The sequence below is a fragment of the Nocardiopsis camelliae genome (assembly GCF_028993595.1).
Lineage (GTDB): Bacteria > Actinomycetota > Actinomycetes > Streptosporangiales > Streptosporangiaceae > Nocardiopsis > Nocardiopsis dassonvillei.
Genome location: NZ_CP118614.1, coordinates 6,323,491 through 6,342,068 on the forward strand (window position 1 = coordinate 6,323,491; position 18,578 = coordinate 6,342,068).

Below are 18,578 nucleotides of genomic sequence, written 5' to 3' on the forward strand. Positions count from 1 at the left end.
TCGGTGATTGCTCGGCTGTTCTGGGACACCGTGGTGCGGGGCGGTCTCCGGTGGCACGCACTGGGATACTGCCGCCTGGATGGGGCGGAACGAAATCCCGCACACCGGGGCATTTGGCACGTACACGCGCGGACTTTTAATCCGTGGGTTCAGGGTTCGAGCCCCTGGGGGCCTACCCTCACTACCTTCGGACAACCGAAGACCCATTTAAGCCGTGTTCCACTCTGAGGCATAGCTGATCGGCATGGTTTCTGCCAACCGCAGAACCATCGCAACAACGTCCCCCTAGGAGACCCACTCAACACCGGGGTGTTCTTTCCACGTCTCAACGCTCTACGGTTACGCGTTCTCCCCTCCACCCCAACGCTGTGGACGTACCAGAACCGTCTCATGCGTGGTTGGACATTCCTGGCAGCTCATCGGTCGATCATCACTATCGAACTCCTTCCATCCTTGGCTTTCACCGGATGGGCTGCGGTCCGCCCACTGGAAACTTTGGCTGCGATCAGAGATCTCATGAGTGCCCCTTCGATGAACACGACTACTGAGGCCGTCTCCGCCGAACCGGCGATCGTGGCATCGACCTCTGCCCTGGGGTTCGCCCTGGTAGTCTCAGCGCTGGTTTTCTTTCACCGAAGGATCGTTCGAGAGGGCGCTTCGGAGCCCTGAGCAGTGATAACAAGAGGAAGGCATTAATACATGATTCACGTTGAAAGGATCAGTAAATCTTTCGGCAGGCGGACCCTGTGGTCAGATTTGGACCTCACGATCCCTTCTGGGCAGATGACAGCTTTCGTGGGACCCAGCGGCGCAGGAAAATCTACACTCCTTAACTGCATAGGACTGCTCGAGACAGTCGACACAGGCCGCATCGTATTCAAAGAAAAAGACCTTACTAGACTGAGCGCTTCCGGAAGGCGTCGGTTCCGGCGCGACACCCTCGGATATCTTTTCCAGAATTATGCCCTGGTCGAGAACGCAACGGTGGAAGCAAATCTCGACATAGCCAAAAATGCAGGATCTCGGTTGGCCCTGCGCCGACGCATCGACTACCGAGAAGCATTGGAGCACGTAGGCCTGGCCGGGCGCTCCAAAGAGAAAGTTCACCACCTCAGCGGAGGTGAACAGCAGCGAGTGGCACTAGCTCGCCTCATGGTCAAGCGACCGGCCATCGTGCTTGCTGACGAGCCGACCGGAGCTTTGGATGAAGCCAACACCCGTATGGTGATCAACGTGCTTCGAGAAATGAGCGACCAAGGGTGCGCGGTAGTGGTTGCCACACACGATGACTGGGTCAGAGACAGCTGTGACGAAACTTTCTCGGTAGATACTCGGGAAATGAGCTCCGCGCCCGCCTTTGACTAATAAGCCCAATCGGTCCGCAGCATTCGGTGTTCAATGAAGAAACCTCCGGAGGTTTGCAGAGGAGGACGTCTCGTTCGCTCCCACTGTCATTATTTCCGATCCAGCGTTATGTTTCCGCTGGGTCGGGGATACCTGGCACCGCAGTCAACGGATCATGGCGCCAATCAGCCCTGAGGGTAACCAGCACAGATTCAGAAGCGATCTTGCAGGCGAGCATCAGGCACCTTCCGGTTGGGCTACGATGATCCCCTCGACCCGGGCGGCCATGAGAACAATTGTCCACCCGTTCCCACCGAGAATCCGATCATTATCGGATGAACTCATCGGCCTGACTCATCCCGCTCACACCATCACCCTCCTCCCCCTAGAAGAAACCCATGCCGATCCGCGGTATCGCTTTCGCACACACGGCCTTTCTCCTGCTCTCCGCACTCCTGTCGTTCCTGGTCGCCAGAGAGCTTTTGGAAGCCACGCCGGACCCCGAGGCGACGCTCGTGCAGGTGCAGGGCGGCAACACGGCCGCCGAGCAGAACGGTGTCTCGGAGGCGATCGTGTCCTTCGCCGAGGAACACCGGGTGAACATCGCCCTGGAAACCGCCGATGTGCGCGATCCAGGAGGTCTACGCCATCTCCACATGGTCGTGGGGAACCCCGAACAGCCCGGCGCTTCCTGGCTCGACGAAGGCTATCCCGGCCTCTCCTTGGACCATCGGACCGAGGTCCACCCGTGGAACGAGGCAGCTGAACTGGATCCGCGCGGCACCTACCACCTCTTCGGCGAGGAAGGCAGCGCGACGGCCTTCCTCGACGCCATGTCCGTGTACGGGCTGGACGGTTACGTCGCTCCGGAGTACCAGACGGTCGAGTGGTTCGAGATCGTCCGGGACGCCGCCCTGTTCGACGCCTTCACCGTCGCCCTCCTGTGCGGAGTGATCGGTATCGCCACCAGCGTGCTGCTCAACGCCCGTTCCTACGCCGTCCTGCGCTTGCACGGCATGTCGCCGTCCCGAATCCTTCTGCGTGACCTGGGGCAGCTGGCACCGTACTGGTCGGCTGTCGCTGTGATCACCGCGATGCTCATGACGGTGCTCCTCTACGTCCACGGAGCTCTGCCGCGTTGGGGGCTGCTCTTGGAAGTGGCCCTGTTCTACCTCTCGGCGTTCAGCGCCGCAGGGGTCGTCGCACACGTCGCCGCGCTGGCTCTGGTGCACGCCACCGACGTCCTTCCTGCCCTCAAGGGCCGGCTGGCCGTGCGGCTGGCCACTGTCTCCACCTACGCCGTCCGCGTTCCAGCCCTGGTCCTCGTCCTCGGTCTGATGGCGAGCCTGGCCCTGAGCCTCCAGGTCCTCCAAGGCCAGCGCCAAGCCCACGAAGCCTTCACCGAGGCCGGTGACATCTCCCGGTTCCACTTCTCCCAGTCGGCGGACGAATTGCAGGGGCAGGAGGCGACGCAGGCGTTCGGTGAGTCGCTCCGTGCTCTGGACGAGCAGGGGCGGCTTCTCCTCGCGGCTCCCGGTGGGAGCGGTTCCATCCTGCGTACGCCGGCCGTGCCCGAGGACCTGACCCTGATCGTCGTCAACGACACGTACCTGCGACGGCATCCCGTCCTGAATCCCGAGGGAAGACCGTACGGCCCCTCCACCGGCAGCGATGAGGTGCGCGTCCTGGTCCCCGAGACCCACGCCGACCTGACAGACGTTCTCCAGGAGGAGGTCGGACTGTGGCTGCGTGAGTCCTGGGAGACGAACGACGGCGTGCCCCCGCGTACCCGGGTGGATACGGCACCCAGCCAGGCCGGGCAACAGTTGTTCACCTACGGCGCCACACCCCTGGGAACCCAGAACGACGTGCCCTTCGCCCGGAATCCCGTGATCGTCGCCGTACCCAACGGCTCCGCGGCCCTGCACCCCTTCGTCCACTACCACTCCTACGCCACCATGGGCGCGGCCCTCCCCCTCGACCGGGAGGGTGCCCTCGAAGTCGTGGAGGAGCAGGCACTGTCCGCCTACGTCGACAGCGTCCAACCGGTGGCGCTGGCCGCCGCCGATGAATACCGGGAGGTCTCCGCCCAGGTCCGCATGGAAGCAGCGACCCTCATCGCCGCGTTCTGCGTCCTCCTCGTCACCGGAATCACCGTGTGCGTCGTGCACGCCCGGGCACACGGCCAACTGGTCCTGGCCCGACACCTCCACGGTTGGCGTTTCCTGACCACGCACCGGTCGCTGGTGACTTTGGAAGTAGTACTCGCTGTCTTCTTCGTCGGGTGGGCTGTGTGGAACACGATGGGGAATCTGGCGTTCTTCGATGCCTCGTCGGCGGCGGTTCCGAGTGACACCGCCATGCGAGCCGTGGTCGTGGAGCCCTTCATGGCGTCGGGGATCTCCGTGACGAGCTTGGGGCTGATGGTGGCGGTGCTGGCGCTCTTCCACCGCCGTATCGTTCGTGAGTCCTCGGCTGCCGCATAGAGGTGGAGGCACGGGCGAGGCTGAAGAGCGCATATGGAGCGAAACCCAGGTGGAATGGGCGCCCGATTTGTGAAGTACACCCGCCCTGAACTGCGGGTTTGTCGCGGCTAAGCGGTGTGATCACGCTTATTAAAAGTCCGTTGCTCTGCCAATTGAGCTAGAGGCCCGCGACACGGCTCGGAGCACGGTCCCAGCCATCGCCGGAGCCAACTCCACCGCAGCCACAGGGGCTCTGGATGGCTGGTACGTCCCGGTGGAACCGAGGTCGCTCATCGCGCGCGCCTCCGCGCCCGTGCCCGCGGAGGCGCGTGGCGGCAGCGGAGCCGCCACCGAACAGGTCGTCCACACCGCACCCGCCGCGACGGCGCCCTGCAGGGTTCAGTGCACACCGTTGAACCCCGCCCGTGCGACGGTGCTGCCAGCCCGGACAGGAACTGAAGGTGTGCCTGTGGTTACGCTCTTCGGGTGGCGGTGTGGGTGCATCGCCGACGGCCTCGACTCGACCGAGGAAACTGTTGCAGGTCATCGGCCTCTGCCCCCATCCGACCCGACCGGCCGTGGACGGCCGCCACGCATCGCGTCCCCCCGGGCTCGAACTGACCGACCGGCCGTGGACGGCCGCGGTGCCGAAGTGGCTTCACGCACCGTCGAACACCACCCCCACCGGCAAGGAGCGAAGAAAACCCCCATGAGAACGAAGAAGTCACTGCTGAGCACAGCCGCCACCATCGCGCTGCTGGCACCCGCCGCGTTGTACCCCCAGGCCGCCTACGCGGCTCCCGTGGAAGTGGCTCCGGCCGCTTCCTACAAGGAGAACGGCTTCGAGGGTCCCACCGCAGGGAGCGGCTACACGCTCGACGAGTGGGCCCGGGACGGGTGGGACGCGCCCTGGTCGCTCGGCATGGGCGACCGGACCGTGATCGACGACACCGCACCGGCGCACAGCGGCGACCAGTCGCTGCGGGTGCTCTATCCCGAAGGGAAGATCGGCCCCGAGGAGTCCGGCGCCCAGGCGCCCTTCGAACTGGACAGCGCGCCCGAGTACTACCTGTCCATGTGGCTCAGGTTCGACGAGGACTTCAGCTGGGGCGACACCCTGTACTCGGGCAAGGTCGGCATCGGACTCGCCGGCGGAGGGTCCTGCTCCGGCGGGATGACCTGCGACGGGACGAACGGGTTCAGCTCCCGCTTCATCTGGCACCGCGCGACCGGCGACGCCGCGCTGTACTACTACCACATGGACAAGGAGGACACCTACGGCGACTACGTCGAGCTGGAGCAGAACGGCTCGGTCCTCAGGTGGCCCAGAGGCGAGTGGGTGAACGTTGTCCAGCGGGTCAAGGTCAACTCCGTGAACAACGGCCGGGCGAACCACGACGGAGAGATCGAGGTCTTCTTCAACGGGGAGCCCGCGGGTGAGGTGACCGGATTGCGCTTCGTCACCAACGGCGACCAGGTCGACAGGGCCTACTTCAACAGCTTCGCTGGCGGCGCCACCACAGAGTTCGCGCCACGTCACGACAGCTACATCTGGTACGACGACATCAAGGTGTCCACCGACCCCTCGGACATCTGCGAACTCGACGGCTGTCTCTGACCGGCCCGTGGTGCGTACGGGAAAACAAACGGACCCCTTTCGGCACGGGCCGCACCCCACAACCGCGCGCACCGGGCCTCGGGGCCGCCGTCTTCGGCTGTCGGAGACACACGAGCCCCCGGTGTTCCTTTCCACATGAAAGTTCAGCCTTGACTTAATTTGGGAAGAATGCCCGCCCGAAGCGGCTGCGGCGGTACACGCCTGCGGCAGGTCACACTACGGCGGAAGGCGAGACATGACGGGCAACGGCTGGGACGTCATCGTGGTGGGTGCGGGATCGGCGGGCGCGGCGCTCGCGGTCCGCACCGCCGAGAAGGGCGGGCGGGTCCTCCTGTTAGAGGCCGGACCGGACTACCGTTCGGCGCAGATGCACGAGGCGTGGCGCTCACCGAGCCCGGCCGTCGCCCTGATGGACCCCGCGGCCCTGGAGGGGATGCTCTGGACGGGCCTGGACTCCTCGCGCACCGACAGCCAGGAGCGGGCGCCGTACTGGCGGGGCCGGGGCGTCGGCGGCAGTTCCTCGGTCAACGGCCAGATCGCGATCCGGCCCCCGATGGCGGACTTCGAGGACTGGGCCGCCCTCGGCTGCCCGGGCTGGTCTCCGGAGGACGTCCTGCCCTACTTCGCCCGGCTGGAGGACGACGAGGAGTTCGGCGACGAGCCCCACCACGGGCGCGGCGGCCCGACCCCGATCCACCGGACGCCGCGGGAGCGGTGGGGGGCGGTCGACGCCGCGCTGTGCGACTCCGCCCTGGCCGCCGGGTTCGCGTGGGCCCCCGACGTCAACGCCCCGGGCGCGACGGGGGTCTCGCCCTATCCGATCAACTCGCGCGACGGGCGCCGGGTGTCGGTCAACGACGCCTACCTGGAGGGGGCCCGGAAGCTGGACAACCTCACCGTCCGCGGGGACGCGCTGGTGGACCGGGTCGTCTTCGACGGTGACCGGGCCGTGGGGGTCCGTTACGTCACCGGGGGCGGCGCGGTGACCGAGCACGCCGACACGGTGGTGCTCAGCGCGGGCGTCATCCACTCCCCCGCGATCCTGATGCGCTCGGGTGTGGGCCCGGCCGACCACCTGCGCTCCCTCGGCGTCGACGTGCTCCAAGACCTTCCCGTGGGGCTGGGCATGCAGGACCACCCGATGGCGATGCTGGCGCTCCCGCTGACCGGGGAGGCGTCCGTGAAGTCCCCGCACGACCGGCACACCAACGTCTGCGTCCGCTGGACCAGCGGCGCCGACGCCCCGGTCAACGACATGATGTTCATCGCCATGAACCAGAACGTGCTGGCCATGGCGTCCGCCTCCACCGACGCCGTCGCGGGCGCCTACGGCGTGTGGCTCAACCGGAACCACTCCCGCGGGGTGCTGACGCTGGCCTCGGCCGACCCCTCGGAGCAGCCGCTGGTGCGGCAGCGGATGCTGTCCGACGAGCGCGACCTCTCCCGGCTGCGCCGGGGCGTACGGGAGCTGGTGGACCTGGCCAGCTGTCCCGAGACAGCCGCCGTCACGAAGGGGTCGCTGGAGGAGGCGAACCGGGAGCTGTTCGCGGCGCTCGACGACGACCGCGCGCTCGACGCCCACCTTCTGGCGACCGTGGGCGACGCGCAGCACGGCACCAGTACGTGCCGCATGGGCTCTCCCGGGGACGCCGGCACCGTGGTCGACTCCGCGTGCCGCGTGCTGGGAGTGGAGGGCCTGCGCGTGGTCGACGCGTCGGTCTTCCCCTCCGTGCCCCGTGCCAACACCAACCTCGCCGCGATCATGGTCGGCGAACTCATGGCCGACCGCCTCGGCTGAGGGGTCGCACGGCCGCCCGGCCGCCCGGCCGCCCGGCCGCCCGCGCCGCCCGCGTCGTCGCGTCCGAAGCACCTCGCGCGGGTCGCGGTGACGCCGTCTCCCCGGCGGGCCTCTCCGCGCCGCCGGGGTCAGGCGGGCGGGCGGCCCGGAGCGTCGGCACGGGGAGCATCGCCGGACCCGGTTCCCTCCTCCGGGCGCCGCCGCTCCAGCAGAACGGTGTCGCGTCAGACCCCGTGGTGGCGGGCGACGCGCTCGCGCACGCCCACGGTGCGGTAGCCCGCCTGGTGGTGCAGGGCCAGGCTGGCGCGGCTCTCGGGGAAGACCGAGGTCTGGAGCGTCCACAGTCCGGCGGCGCGGGCCTGTTCGACGAACCGGAGGCCGCGGCCGACGGCGGCTGCTGCGGGTCCGCGCCCGAGGCCGAGCGGGGGCCCGCGGCGCGGTAGACCCCCTACCTCCGCTCCGGGGCGAACCGCCTGCGCCAGGCCAGGGACACGTACACCAGGCCCACCAGCACCGGCACCTCGATCAGCGGGCCCACCACCCCGGCCAGGGCCTGCCCCGAGGTCACCCCGAACGTGGCGATGGCCACCGCGATGGCCAGCTCGAAGTTGTTGCCCGCCGCCGTGAAGGCCAGCGTCGCGGTGCGGTCGTAGTCCATCCCGACCGCCTTGCCGAAGGCGAAGGTACCGAACCACATGAGGGCGAAGTAGACCAGCAGCGGCACCGCGATACGGGCCACGTCCAGCGGTTGGCTGGTGATCCGGTCCCCTTGGAGGGCGAACAGCAGCACGATGGTGAACAGCAGGCCGTACAGCGCCCACGGGCCGATCCGGGGCAGGAAGGCCGACTCGTAGCGCTCGCGGCCCATCCGCCGCTCGCCGATCCGACGGGTGAGGAACCCCGCCGCCAGCGGGATTCCGAGGAAGATCACCACGTTGAGCGCGATGAGCCAGGGGGAGGCGTCCAGGCCGCCGGTGTCCAGGCCCAGCCACCCGGGCAGCAGGTCCAGGTAGAACCAGCCCAGCAGGCCGAAGACCAGTACCTGGAAAACCGAGTTCAGCGCGACCAGCACGGCGGCGGCCTCGCGGTTACCGCAGGCCAGGTCGTTCCAGATGATGACCATCGCGATGCAGCGCGCCAGGCCGACGATGATCAGGCCGGTGCGGTACTCGGGCAGGTCGGCCAGGAAGACCCAGGCCAGCGCGAACATCACCGCGGGGCCGATGAGCCAGTTGATCACCAGGGAGGAGACCAGCAGCCGGGTGTCGCGGGTGACGGTGTCCAGCCGGTCGTAGCGGACCTTCGCCAGCACCGGGTACATCATGACCAGCAGGCCGAGCGCGATGGGCAGGGAGATCCCGCCGACCTCCATGGCGGCCAGAAGTTCGTTCAGCCCCGGGACCAGGCGCCCCAGACCCAGGCCGACGGCCATGGCGAGCAGGATCCACACCGCGAGGAACCGGTCGAGGAACGACAGTCTCGCGACGACGGATCCGTCCGTACCACTGGTGGTCCTGTCGGTCGAAGCCATCAGCAGGGCCTCCTGTTCGCGGCGGCGCCGCTGGCGCGGGCGGTGGCGGCGAGCCCGGACAGGGCCCCGGAGAGGTCCTCGATCCGGTCCGGGCACAGCCGGTAGTAGGTGAACCGGCCGCAGGGCTCGGTCTCCACCACCCCCGCCTCGCGCAGGATCCGCAGGTGGTTGGACAGGTTGGTCTGGCGCGCCCCGGTCTCCTCGACCAGGTGCGTCGTGCACAGGGTCTCCCGGGCGAGCAGGGTCACGATCCGCAGCCGGAGCGGGTCTCCCAGCGCCCTCATGAGGTCAGTGTCGACTGATATCAGCATGCGCTGATATTATCCCCGCAGTCGTCGCCGACGATCCGTCGGACGCCCTGCCCTTTTCCCGGGAATTCGGTTCTTTCGGGAAACCCGATCCGCGTCCGGTCCGGCGCCTTCCCGTCCCGTCCGGACCGGGACCGCCCACGGCCGCACGCGGTCCGCGCCCCGGCGGCGGCCGCCCACCACCGAGACGAAGCGGAGACGAGTGACCGTGACCAGTCCCGACAAGCCGTCCGTCCTGTTCGTGTGCGTCCACAACGCGGGCCGCTCCCAGATGGCCGCCGCCTGGCTGTCCCACCTGGCCGGGGACCGCGTGGAGGTCCGCTCCGCCGGATCCGCGCCCGCCGACGCGCTCAACCCCGCCGTGGTCGAGGCCATGGCCGAGGTCGGCGTGGACATCACCGGCCAGCGGCCCAAGATCCTCACCACCGAGGCCGTCGAGGCCTCCGACGTGTGCGTGACCATGGGCTGCGGCGACACCTGCCCGGTCTTCCCCGGCAAGCGCTACCTGGACTGGACCCTGCCCGACCCCGCCGGTCGGGGCGTGGCCTCCGTCCGCCCCATCCGCGACGAGATCAGGGAGCGCGTCGAGGAACTGGTCGGCGAGCTCCTTCCGGGTGCGCGGCCTTAGGTCGTGTTCCTTGGAACATTGCGGTCCCGCCCGTCGCCCTCCACCACCCTCGAAAGCCTCCGCGGAACACTCCCCAGGGGCCTTCCGGCACTCCTCGGCCGCCGCGGTCCGCAACCCTCTCCCCCGGGTGCGCCGCCATAGGACGTGCTCACTCCGGGCGGCCCCGACGCCCTCCCCGGCATCCCCTCCGGGTGGTCCGCGGCACGCCGGCATCGCGCGACAAGGCGCGCACGTGAACGGCACCCAACGGTGATCCGTCCGGGAGGCAAAGGATTGACCGTTTCCCGGCCCCGTCCGGAGAGGTCCCCGCCTGCGCCACCCGTGGTCTCCCGCGGAGGGAGCGGGTCTCACCGAACACCCGCCCGGACCGTCCGCGGGCCGGACAACCTCGTGCGCGGTCCCCCCTCCGGTGCGCACGGCGGCCGCCGACCGGACGGCCCCGCGCCCCCTCCGCACGCGTGTTCGCACCCGCCCGGAAGTGGAGGCGCAACGGCGTCGTTTCCGCACCCGGTGATGCCACGCCGACCCGAAGACCTCAGTAAGCTTCGTGGGCCACCCCCTTTTCCCCGAGCGCGCCCCCGCCGTGCCCTGTCCACCGTCGCCGCGTCCCGCCGAGGAAGGCGACCGAAGCAGCTGGAGCAGACTCTGCCGTGTCCCTCTTCGAAGCAGTCGTCCTTGGCCTGGTCCAGGGACTGACCGAGTTCCTCCCGATCTCCTCCAGCGGACACCTGCGCGTGGTGTCGGCTCTCTTCGGCTGGCCCGACCCCGGCGCCGCCTTCACCGCCGTCAGCCAGATCGGCACCGAGCTGGCCGTGGTGATCTACTTCCGCCAGAGGGTCTGGGCGATCCTGTCCACGTGGACCAGGTCGCTGGTCAACCGCGAACTGCGCAGCGACATCAACGCGCGCATGGGCTGGTACGTCATCCTCGGCTCCATCCCCATCGGGGTCCTGGGCCTGCTCCTGGAAGACCAGATCGACAGCGTCTTCCGCGACCTGCGCCTGATCGCGCTGAACCTCATCATCTTCGGCGTCATCCTCGGCATCGTCGACCGGTACTCGCGCAAGCACCGCACCCTGGAGGACCTCAACGTCTCCCGGGGCGTAACCTTCGGCCTGTTCCAGGCGCTCGCCCTCGTCCCGGGCGTCTCCCGGTCGGGCGGCACCGTCACCGGCGGGATGCTGCTCGGCTTCAAGCGCGCGGACGCGGCCGAGTACGCCTTCCTGCTGGCGCTGCCCGCCGTCTTCGCTTCGGGCCTGTACAAGCTGACCGACATCGGTGACAACGAGTACGCCGGGTGGGGCGCCACCATCGTGGGCACGCTCATCGCGGGCGTCGTCGGCTTCGTGGTCATCGCCTGGCTGATGCGCTTCATCTCCACGCACAGCTTCATGCCCTTCGTCTACTACCGCGTCGGCCTGGGCATCCTCGTCCTGGCGCTGGTGAGCTGGGGCGTACTCGACCCGCAGGGCGGCGCGGGCGCGCAGCCCGCCCAGAGCGAGATCGTCAGCGAGCAGGAGACGCCGACGGAGGAGTCCGAGCCCGAACCGGATACCGGCACCGAGGCCGGCGCCGGGACCGGCCCGTCCTCCGAGACGTCCGCGGAGCCGTCCGAGGCGCCCTCCGAGGCGGCCGTGCCGACCGTCGACCCGGTCACCGGCTGGGAGATCGACCCCGAGGTGGGCCTGCCCCGCAACCCCGAGACCGGGCTCTACCACGACTCGGGCCTGGGCATGGACGTGGACTACGACCCGGTCACCGGCCTGGCCACCAACCCGGTGACCGGTGAGGCCTACGACCCCAAGGCGGCCGGTTAGGGGGCTTCGCCCCACCGGACACGGGCTCACGACGAAAGCAGGGCTCCGCAACGGGGCCCGACGCCCGGGGGCGCGGCGGTCCCCCGCCCGGGGGCGCGGCACAGCAGGGGACCGGCGATGTCCGCCGGTCCCCTTCGTCAGCCTCCGAGGCCCCGCACCGCGGTGTCCAGCCGCCGTGCGAGGGCCTCGGTCTCCTCCGGACCCGGCCGCGCGCCGCCGCGCTCCGACAGCAGGTCGGCGCGGCCGATCACGCGCAGCGCCCCCGCATAGCGCGGTTCGTCGAGGTCGGTCTCCTCTGCGACGTCGGCCCGGCCCTCGTGGACGACCAGCACCGGGTCGCCGTCCTCCGTACTCAGCAGCCGAGCCACGTGCTCGGCACGGACGGTCTCCACCGCCGCCTCCTCGTGCTCCTCGTACGACTCCTGTCGTCCCCGCCTGCCCCGGGACGGCCGCGGTGAACACGGCGGTCGCACGCAGCCCCCGGGCGGCCCCAGGGCCGGTCCGGAACTCGGCGCACCGCGCGAATCACGGTCCCGCGCATATCATCTTCGGGTGAACAACGGCTGACATCGGTCCACTGTGCGGACCCGCGCACTGCGAACTGGAGTTGTCGAACCGCGTTCTCCCGCGCAATTACCGGGACATTTCTCTCCGGAACCCGCTTCGACCAGGGGATACGTTCAGGTCCGCACTGCCCGGGGACGGCGCGCGGACGCCGGGCTCACCGGTAGGGCCTACCGAAACAGGACTTCGGTCACGAGTTCGATCCGGGAAAGACCGGTGTGAAGCACGACACGGGAGCTTCCCACAAAACCGCAGGTCACAGAGTCGATACTCACTCCGACCTGGGGCCCACCGAGGCAGGCGCGATGCCAATGGGGCCCATGTGCACTAAAGTTTCCTTGCTATGGGGCATTCAGCGAGAAGTCCGTCATCGGGGGACATAATCCGATCGACCCGGGAGGGTAATCCCGACCTCACCAGGGCGCTCTCCGCGTACCTGGGGGTCGAGCTCACCCCCCGGGAGTTCACCCTCGCGGACGGGACCCGGGTCGGGGTCGACTGTGCCGACGGCGGTCAGCCGACCGTCCTCGCCCAGTTCTCCCCCCTGCACGGGCCGATGAAGTCGGCCCAGCGCAACAAGGTCATCGCCGACGCATTCAAGCTGGCCTGGCTGCGGGACCAGCACTTCCCGGACGCACGTCCGCTCGTGGTGCTGGGCGAGCCCCTCGCCAAGCTCTTCGGGCGCGGCGCGTGGCTGCCCGTGGCCTTCGCCTCGCACCGGATCGCGGTCGCCCTCGTTGACGAACGTCTCAGGATTCGGGCACTCGATATCAGTATGTGATCAACACTTCATAACGCGTTAATCAGCAATCCCTAACGTTTGACACGTCAAGACTCCCGCGGGCCGTCGCCATGCTTGCTTCCACCCGCTCTCCATCGAAGGTCCTCGGGCACGCATGCCCGAAGCCAGCCATCTGGAGGGTGTCCCATGGGCCTTCCCCATGCGGTCGTCATCACAAGCACTGCCGTCACAGCAAGCACTGCAGGCCCGCACACCGCCGCCTCCCCCAGCGGCTCCACCACGCGCTCCGCGGCGCTCCCGCCGCGCTTCGCACCCCGCTCCGGCTCCGTGCCGCCCGGCCCCCTCCTCGGTCGATGACGCCACACCCCCGTGACCTGCGCGCCCGTTTTCACCCCTCCAGCACCCATTCACCGCCAGGACACGTTGTGCAATCATCCGATCACACAATCCGAGGAGAAGGTATGGCACGTCCAGCACGGCCGGAGACGGGCCACGGGCCCGCGGTCCGGCGCACCGAACACGCGTACCGAGGGCGGGACGCCGCGTGAGCGACGACCGTATCGAAGTACGCGGACTCAGCAAGACCTACGAGGGCGGTGACCCGCGCCGGCCCGCACTCGACCGCATCGACCTGGACATCCCCCGCGGCGAGTTCGTCAGCCTCATCGGCCCCAGCGGCTGCGGCAAGTCCACCCTGCTGCGGGTGATCGCCGGGCTGGAGGGCCACGACAGCGGCGACGTCACCGTCTTCGGCTCCACGCCCAAGCGCATGTGCGAGGCCAAGGCCGTGGGCCTGGTCCCGCAGACCCCCGCCCTGCTGCCGTGGTTGAACGTGCGGCGCAACATCTCCCTGCCCTCGCGGGTCAACCGCCGGGCGGGCAGGGGCAGCGAGGACCCGGACCAGCTGCTGCGCATGGTCGGCCTGGACGACTCCGCCCGCAAGTACCCCCACGAGCTGTCCGGCGGCATGCAGCAGCGCGTGGCGATCGCCCGCGCCTTCGGTCTGCGGCCCGACCTGCTCCTGATGGACGAGCCGTTCTCCGCCCTGGACGAGTTCACCCGCGAGGCGCTCCAGCTCCAGCTCCTGAACCTGTGGGAGCGCATGTCCACGACGGTCGTGTTCGTCACCCACTCGGTGCGCGAGGCCGTCACGCTCTCCGACCGCATCGTCGTGATGTCGGCCCGGCCCGGCCGGGTGCACGAGGTGCTGCCCGTCGACCTGCCCCGCCCCCGCGACAGGGCCGTGGTGACCGGACCGCACATGCACGCCCTGGAGGACCGGGTCCGCGCGTCCCTCCAGTCCGCCTGGGAGGCCGGAGCCGCCCCCGACGACCTCGTTCCGCTGTGAGAGGAGGAGAGACCATGGCCACCAGCACACCCGTCCGGCCCCGCCCCGAGGGCGAGGCCTCCCCGAAGCGCGGTGCCGCGCGCCGGCGCCGCCTCAACCTCAGGCTCAGCGTGTGGCTGCCCACCGCCGTGGCGGTGGTGATCGTCGGCTTCGCCTGGTCGGCGACCGCCGAGGACCAGCCCTACCTCCTGCCTCCGCTGGCGGAGGTCGGGGGGATCCTGGTCGAGGACCCGCTGCTGTTCCTGAACAACGCCTGGGCCACCCTCAGCATCGCCCTGACCGGCGTGGCCTTCGGCGCGGGCACCGCGTTCGTCCTGGCCCTGCTGATGTCGGAGATCCCGTTGCTGCGGCGCGCGGTCATGCCGCTCGCCGTCGTCCTGAACGTGACCCCGGTCATCGCGATCGCCCCCGCCCTGGTGGTGGCGTTCGGCTTCGGCATGACCCCCAAGGTCATCGTCACCGCGATCATCACGTTCTTCCCGGTCCTCATCAACGTGACCACGGGGCTGCGGTCGGTCTCCCGGCCCGTCCTGCACGTCTTCTCCACCCTGCACGCCTCCCGTCTGGAGGTGCTGCTCCGGCTGCGTATCCCCAGCAGCCTCCCCTACACCCTCGCCGCTCTGCGGGTGGTGTTCCCCCTGTCCATCGTGGGCGCCGTGGTCGCGGAGTTCGTCGCCGCCGGGTCCTCAAGCGGGCTCGGCACGATGATCCGCAACTCGGCCGCGACCGCCCGGTTGGAGTACGTCTACGCGGCCGTCGCCTGTCTGGCCGTCATGGGCGTGCTGATGCTCGCACTCATCACCGTCCTCGAACGCAGACTGCTGTTCTGGCACGAGTCCCAGCAGCGCACCACCTCATAAGGAACCCCCATGACCAATCCGCCCCACCGCCCCAGCCCCCGGCGCCGACGCTCCCTCGCGGCGGCCGCCGCGGCATCGGTCCTCCTCCTCACCGCCGCGTGCAGCGGAGGGGATGCGGCCGAGGAGGACCAGCAGGTAGCCACCGTCATCGACGAGGAGCGCTGCCAGACCAACCGCGACGCCGGCACGGTCACCTACATCACCGGTTACCAGTACCAGGCCTCGGTGAGCATCCTGGAGGCCATCGCCGCGGACGCCCTCGGCTACTTCGAGGCCGTCTGCCTGGACGTGGAGATCCAGCCCGGCAGCGGTGACACCATCGGCAACTCCCAGCTCGTGTCGGCCGGCACCGCCCACTTCACCTCCCTGGGCAACGAGGCCGAGGTCCTGCAGGCCAACGCCGCCGGCCACGAGGTCATCGGCGTCTCCACCTACGGGCACGTCCCGATCGCCAGCCTGCTCACCGGCACCGGCATCGAGGAGCTCAAGGACCTGGAGGGGCAGACCATCGGCCACAAGGGCCTGCTCCCCGCGCCGCTGGAGGCGATGCTCGTCGCCGACGGGGTGGACATGGACTCCGTCGAGATCGTCGAGGTCGGCTACGACCCCAGCGTGCTGCCGCGCGACCAAGTGCAGGGCCTCACCGCCTTCCGCTCCAACGAGCCCTTCCTCCTGTCCGACATGGGCGAGGAGTACAACGAGTGGCTCCCCGAGAACTACGGGGTCGTGGGCTCGTTCGGCGTGATGGCCACCAACCCCACGTGGGCCGGGGAGAACCCGACGGTCGTCGAGGACTACCTGCGCGCGATCGCGAAGGCCTTCGACTACTGCCAGGGGAACGGCGAGGAGTGCGTCGGCTACGCCGCCGAGCTGGCCGAGGCCGGATACGACACCGAGCACAACCTGCGGATCTGGAACTCCGAGCAGGAGCTGGTGACCGCCTCCACGCCCGACGACTCCACCCCGGGCTACATCGACCTGAGCCTGACCGAGGCCGAGGGCCAGACCCTCATCGACAACGGCCAGCTGGACGAGCTGCCCGACGTGGAGCCCCTGTTCGACCCCCGCTACCTGGAGGCCGTGCACGTGGCGACCGAGGTGTCCTGGCCGTCCGAGTAGGACCGGGCACAGCCCACACAGCAGGACAGCGCGGACCGGCGCCGCGCACCGAGCGCCCAGAGCGCCTGGGCGCGGCGCACAGGCCGTGCTGCGCACGGGCGACCGCAGTGAGCGGCGCCCGAGAGTGAATGAGGAGCCAAGGATGGCAGCAGAAGGCGGGCCGCAGGCCGCCGAAACCGAGTACGGCATCTTCCTGCCCATCGGCAACGGGGGGTGGATCGTCTCGGAGACCGCACCGCACCCCGAGGCGACGTACGAGTACAACAAGAAGGCCGCGGTCCTCGCCGACGCCTACGGACTCGACTTCGTCATGTCCATGGGCAAGTGGCGCGGCTACGACGGCGCGACCGACCACTGGGGGCGCACCCTGGAGTCGATCACGATGATGTCGGGGCTCGCGGAGGCCACCGAGCACGTCAAGGTGTGGGCGACCGTCCACACGAACCTGTTCCACCCGGCCCTCGCCGCCAAGATGTACACCACCCTCCAGGACATCAGCGGCGGACGCGCCGGGATGAACATCGTGGTGGGCTCCTACGTGGACGAGTTCGCCCAGATGGGCCTGTGGCGCGAGGACATCGGCCACGGTGACCGCTACCGGTACACCGAGGAGTGGACCAGCGTCCTCAAGCGGCTGTGGACCGAGGACTCGGTCACCCACGACGGCGAGTTCTTCAAGCTCGACGACTGCCGCTCGCGGCCGCACCCCACCCCGGCGCCGACCCTGATCAGCGCGGGCCGCTCCGACACCGGCCTGAACTTCCAGGCGCGCAACTGCGACGGCTCGTTCCTGACCGCGGAGGACCTGCCCGGCCTGCGCGACGCCAGCCGCGACGTCAAGGAGCGCGCCCAGAAGGAGGGGCGCAGCATCAAGACGTACTCGATGCTGACCGTCGTCATGGACGACACCGACGCCGCGGCCGAGGAGCGGCGGCTGGAGTACGGGCGCGGCGCGGACATCGACGCGCTGGTCAACATGAAGCGGTCCTGGGGCCTGCCCCTGGACAAGGCCCTGTCGCTGACCTCCGAGCGGCCCGAGGACGAGGCGTTCCAGACGCCGTTCGTGACCGGGTCCCCGGAGACGGTGGCCGGACGCATCCGCGAGATCGTCGAGTACGCCGAGCTCGACGGCCTGATGCTGATCTTCCCGGACTACCACGCCGACCTCGCGGCGTTCGGTGAGAAGGTCATGCCGCTGCTGCGCCCCGCCGGGGGAACGGCCGCGGAGCAGGGCTGAGGCCCTCCGCCGCGGACGCCCCCGGCCGCCCGCGGCGGTCGACGCGCGGTCGCTGCGGTGCGAGACGCCCCCGCTCGGGGTTTCGCACCGTGGTGACCTGGGGCCGCGGCGCCCCGCCGGACGCCGTGCGGGGCCCGGCCGCGCCGCCCCGAGACGATTGGGCCCCCTCCGACCGGGTAGGCGCCTCCAGTGTCCTCGCAGGTCGGGCGGCACGCCCCCGGTGACCGGGGCGGAGACGCCCGGCCCTCGCACGAGTCGGAGGGACTGACGATGAGCGTCAAGCGCGGCATCGAGGGGCTACAGGACGTCCTGGGGGAAGTGGACTTCCCCGCGGACAAGGACCGGATCGTGACGCACGCCCTGGACGCGGGCGCCGACGAGGAGCTGCTCAGCGCCCTGCGGGCGATGCCGCCCGCCCAGTACAACGAACCCAACGAGGTGCTGCGCTCGGTGCCCCTGCCCCGCTCCGAGACGGACTCGCACACCGAGTCCGCCCGCGCGCAGCTGCGCAGGGAGCACACGAAGCCCGGCATGGCTGAGTCGATGAAGGACAGCCGCCCGGTCAACCCCATCGAGGAGGAGCTGGGCGAGAACCGCAAGTCCTGAAGGCCTTGAGCCGTGGTCCCGGCGCCCTGACGGGCCCCGGGGCCTTTTCGTGCGCGGGCGGAGCCTCAGTCGTACACGCCGGACCGGTGCCCGATATGAACGACCCAGACGACCAGGCGGCTCTCCTCCACCGTGTAGATCATCCGGTAGTCGCCCACCCGGAGGCGCCGTACCTCCGGATCACCCACCAGGGCCGTGGTACCGAACCCCAAGGGGTCCGTCTCCAGTTCGGTGAGCTTGCGGAACACGTTCATCGCCACGTTGCGGGGAAGCTTGCGCAGTTCCGCTCCGGCCTCCGGCCGAAAGACCGTACGGTAACTCACTCCGGCCCTTCCATGATCTCGGCCATCACCTGTTCCATGGGTATGCCGGGCTCGGGGTTGTCCATGCGCTCGCGGACCATGCGCAGGATCTCCTGCTCCTCGAACCGCTGGTAACGCCGCAGCAGGTCGATGGGGACCACCGCCGCGACCTCTTTCCCCCGTCTGGTGATGACCGTGGGCGAGTCCTCCCGGTCCGCGCGGTCGACGACGTCGGCGATGTGGTCGCGGACCTGGCGAATGGACTCCACCTGCATCTCACTCATGGAACCA

The 18,578-nt window shown here is 69.2% G+C and carries 17 protein-coding genes, 1 tRNA gene and 1 pseudogene; 13 read left to right on the forward strand and 6 right to left on the reverse strand.

Features of this window, described 5'->3' with window-relative positions; translation table 11 throughout:
* Positions 1-106: 106 nt before the first annotated feature.
* The 5 genes from PV789_RS27650 to PV789_RS27670 all read left to right on the forward strand — a co-directional run bounded on the left by PV789_RS27650 (position 107) and on the right by PV789_RS27670 (position 7,225).
* A tRNA-Lys gene (locus PV789_RS27650) sits at positions 107-175 on the forward strand.
* Positions 176-699: 524 nt separating this feature from the next.
* Positions 700-1,365, forward strand: a complete 666-nt coding sequence (locus tag PV789_RS27655; RefSeq protein ID WP_274975247.1) for an ATP-binding cassette domain-containing protein — start codon at positions 700-702, stop codon at positions 1,363-1,365.
* A gap of 377 nt (positions 1,366-1,742) precedes the next feature.
* A complete protein-coding gene (locus tag PV789_RS27660) occupies positions 1,743-3,830 on the forward strand; it encodes a bacteriocin-associated integral membrane family protein (RefSeq protein ID WP_274975248.1) in 2,088 nt (695 codons plus the stop codon).
* Positions 3,831-4,518: 688 nt separating this feature from the next.
* Entirely contained in the window at positions 4,519-5,427 is a 909-nt protein-coding gene (locus PV789_RS27665) for a polysaccharide lyase (RefSeq protein ID WP_274975249.1), read from the forward strand.
* 235 nt (positions 5,428-5,662) lie between these two features.
* Positions 5,663-7,225: a GMC family oxidoreductase gene (locus PV789_RS27670; protein WP_274975250.1), complete on the forward strand. Its 1,563-nt coding sequence runs from the start codon at positions 5,663-5,665 to the stop codon at positions 7,223-7,225.
* A 128-nt stretch (positions 7,226-7,353) separates the two neighbouring features.
* Here PV789_RS27670 and PV789_RS29920 read toward each other — a convergent pair.
* From PV789_RS29920 to PV789_RS27685, 3 genes and pseudogenes are all read right to left on the reverse strand, one after another.
* Positions 7,354-7,641, reverse strand: a pseudogene (locus tag PV789_RS29920) (GNAT family N-acetyltransferase); the annotation flags it as partial.
* A 32-nt stretch (positions 7,642-7,673) separates the two neighbouring features.
* Entirely contained in the window at positions 7,674-8,756 is a 1,083-nt protein-coding gene (gene arsB, locus PV789_RS27680; RefSeq protein ID WP_274975251.1) for an ACR3 family arsenite efflux transporter, read from the reverse strand.
* Positions 8,756-9,040 (reverse strand): ArsR/SmtB family transcription factor, encoded by a 285-nt coding sequence (locus PV789_RS27685; protein ID WP_248774720.1) that lies wholly within the window; start codon positions 9,038-9,040, stop codon positions 8,756-8,758. Before PV789_RS27685 ends, arsB begins: the two co-directional genes overlap by 1 nt.
* A gap of 232 nt (positions 9,041-9,272) precedes the next feature.
* Between PV789_RS27685 and PV789_RS27690 the strand changes: the two genes are divergently transcribed.
* Together PV789_RS27690 and PV789_RS27695 are read left to right on the forward strand one after the other, a co-directional pair.
* Positions 9,273-9,692, forward strand: coding sequence for an arsenate reductase ArsC (locus tag PV789_RS27690; RefSeq protein ID WP_274975252.1), 420 nt, complete (start codon positions 9,273-9,275; stop codon positions 9,690-9,692).
* 650 nt (positions 9,693-10,342) lie between these two features.
* Entirely contained in the window at positions 10,343-11,509 is a 1,167-nt protein-coding gene (locus PV789_RS27695) for an undecaprenyl-diphosphate phosphatase (RefSeq protein ID WP_274975253.1), read from the forward strand.
* A 137-nt stretch (positions 11,510-11,646) separates the two neighbouring features.
* On the opposite strand, the gene PV789_RS27700 is transcribed toward PV789_RS27695, so the two are convergent.
* Positions 11,647-11,901, reverse strand: a complete 255-nt coding sequence (locus PV789_RS27700; RefSeq protein WP_274975254.1) for a hypothetical protein — start codon at positions 11,899-11,901, stop codon at positions 11,647-11,649.
* Positions 11,902-12,416: 515 nt separating this feature from the next.
* Between PV789_RS27700 and PV789_RS27705 the strand changes: the two genes are divergently transcribed.
* The 6 genes from PV789_RS27705 to PV789_RS27730 all read left to right on the forward strand — a co-directional run bounded on the left by PV789_RS27705 (position 12,417) and on the right by PV789_RS27730 (position 17,985).
* Positions 12,417-12,854 carry a hypothetical protein gene (locus PV789_RS27705; RefSeq protein WP_274975255.1) on the forward strand — a complete coding sequence of 146 codons (438 nt, stop codon included), beginning with the start codon at positions 12,417-12,419 and terminating at the stop codon, positions 12,852-12,854.
* Between the two features lie 505 nt (positions 12,855-13,359).
* Positions 13,360-14,163, forward strand: a complete 804-nt coding sequence (locus PV789_RS27710; RefSeq protein ID WP_274975256.1) for an ABC transporter ATP-binding protein — start codon at positions 13,360-13,362, stop codon at positions 14,161-14,163.
* 14 nt (positions 14,164-14,177) lie between these two features.
* Positions 14,178-15,023, forward strand: a complete 846-nt coding sequence (locus tag PV789_RS27715) for an ABC transporter permease (protein ID WP_274975257.1) — start codon at positions 14,178-14,180, stop codon at positions 15,021-15,023.
* Positions 15,024-15,032: 9 nt separating this feature from the next.
* Positions 15,033-16,142 (forward strand): ABC transporter substrate-binding protein, encoded by a 1,110-nt coding sequence (locus tag PV789_RS27720; RefSeq protein ID WP_274975258.1) that lies wholly within the window; start codon positions 15,033-15,035, stop codon positions 16,140-16,142.
* 142 nt (positions 16,143-16,284) lie between these two features.
* Positions 16,285-17,379 carry an LLM class flavin-dependent oxidoreductase gene (locus tag PV789_RS27725; RefSeq protein WP_274975259.1) on the forward strand — a complete coding sequence of 365 codons (1,095 nt, stop codon included), beginning with the start codon at positions 16,285-16,287 and terminating at the stop codon, positions 17,377-17,379.
* A 270-nt stretch (positions 17,380-17,649) separates the two neighbouring features.
* Positions 17,650-17,985, forward strand: a complete 336-nt coding sequence (locus tag PV789_RS27730; RefSeq protein ID WP_248772574.1) for a DUF2795 domain-containing protein — start codon at positions 17,650-17,652, stop codon at positions 17,983-17,985.
* 65 nt (positions 17,986-18,050) lie between these two features.
* Here PV789_RS27730 and PV789_RS27735 read toward each other — a convergent pair whose 3' ends face one another.
* Both PV789_RS27735 and PV789_RS27740 read right to left on the reverse strand, forming a co-directional pair.
* Positions 18,051-18,308, reverse strand: a complete 258-nt coding sequence (locus tag PV789_RS27735; RefSeq protein ID WP_274975260.1) for a type II toxin-antitoxin system RelE family toxin — start codon at positions 18,306-18,308, stop codon at positions 18,051-18,053.
* Positions 18,305-18,571 carry a type II toxin-antitoxin system Phd/YefM family antitoxin gene (locus tag PV789_RS27740; protein WP_274975261.1) on the reverse strand — a complete coding sequence of 89 codons (267 nt, stop codon included), beginning with the start codon at positions 18,569-18,571 and terminating at the stop codon, positions 18,305-18,307. The genes PV789_RS27735 and PV789_RS27740 overlap by 4 nt, the downstream gene beginning before the upstream one ends.
* Between the last annotated feature and the right edge of the window lie 7 nt (positions 18,572-18,578).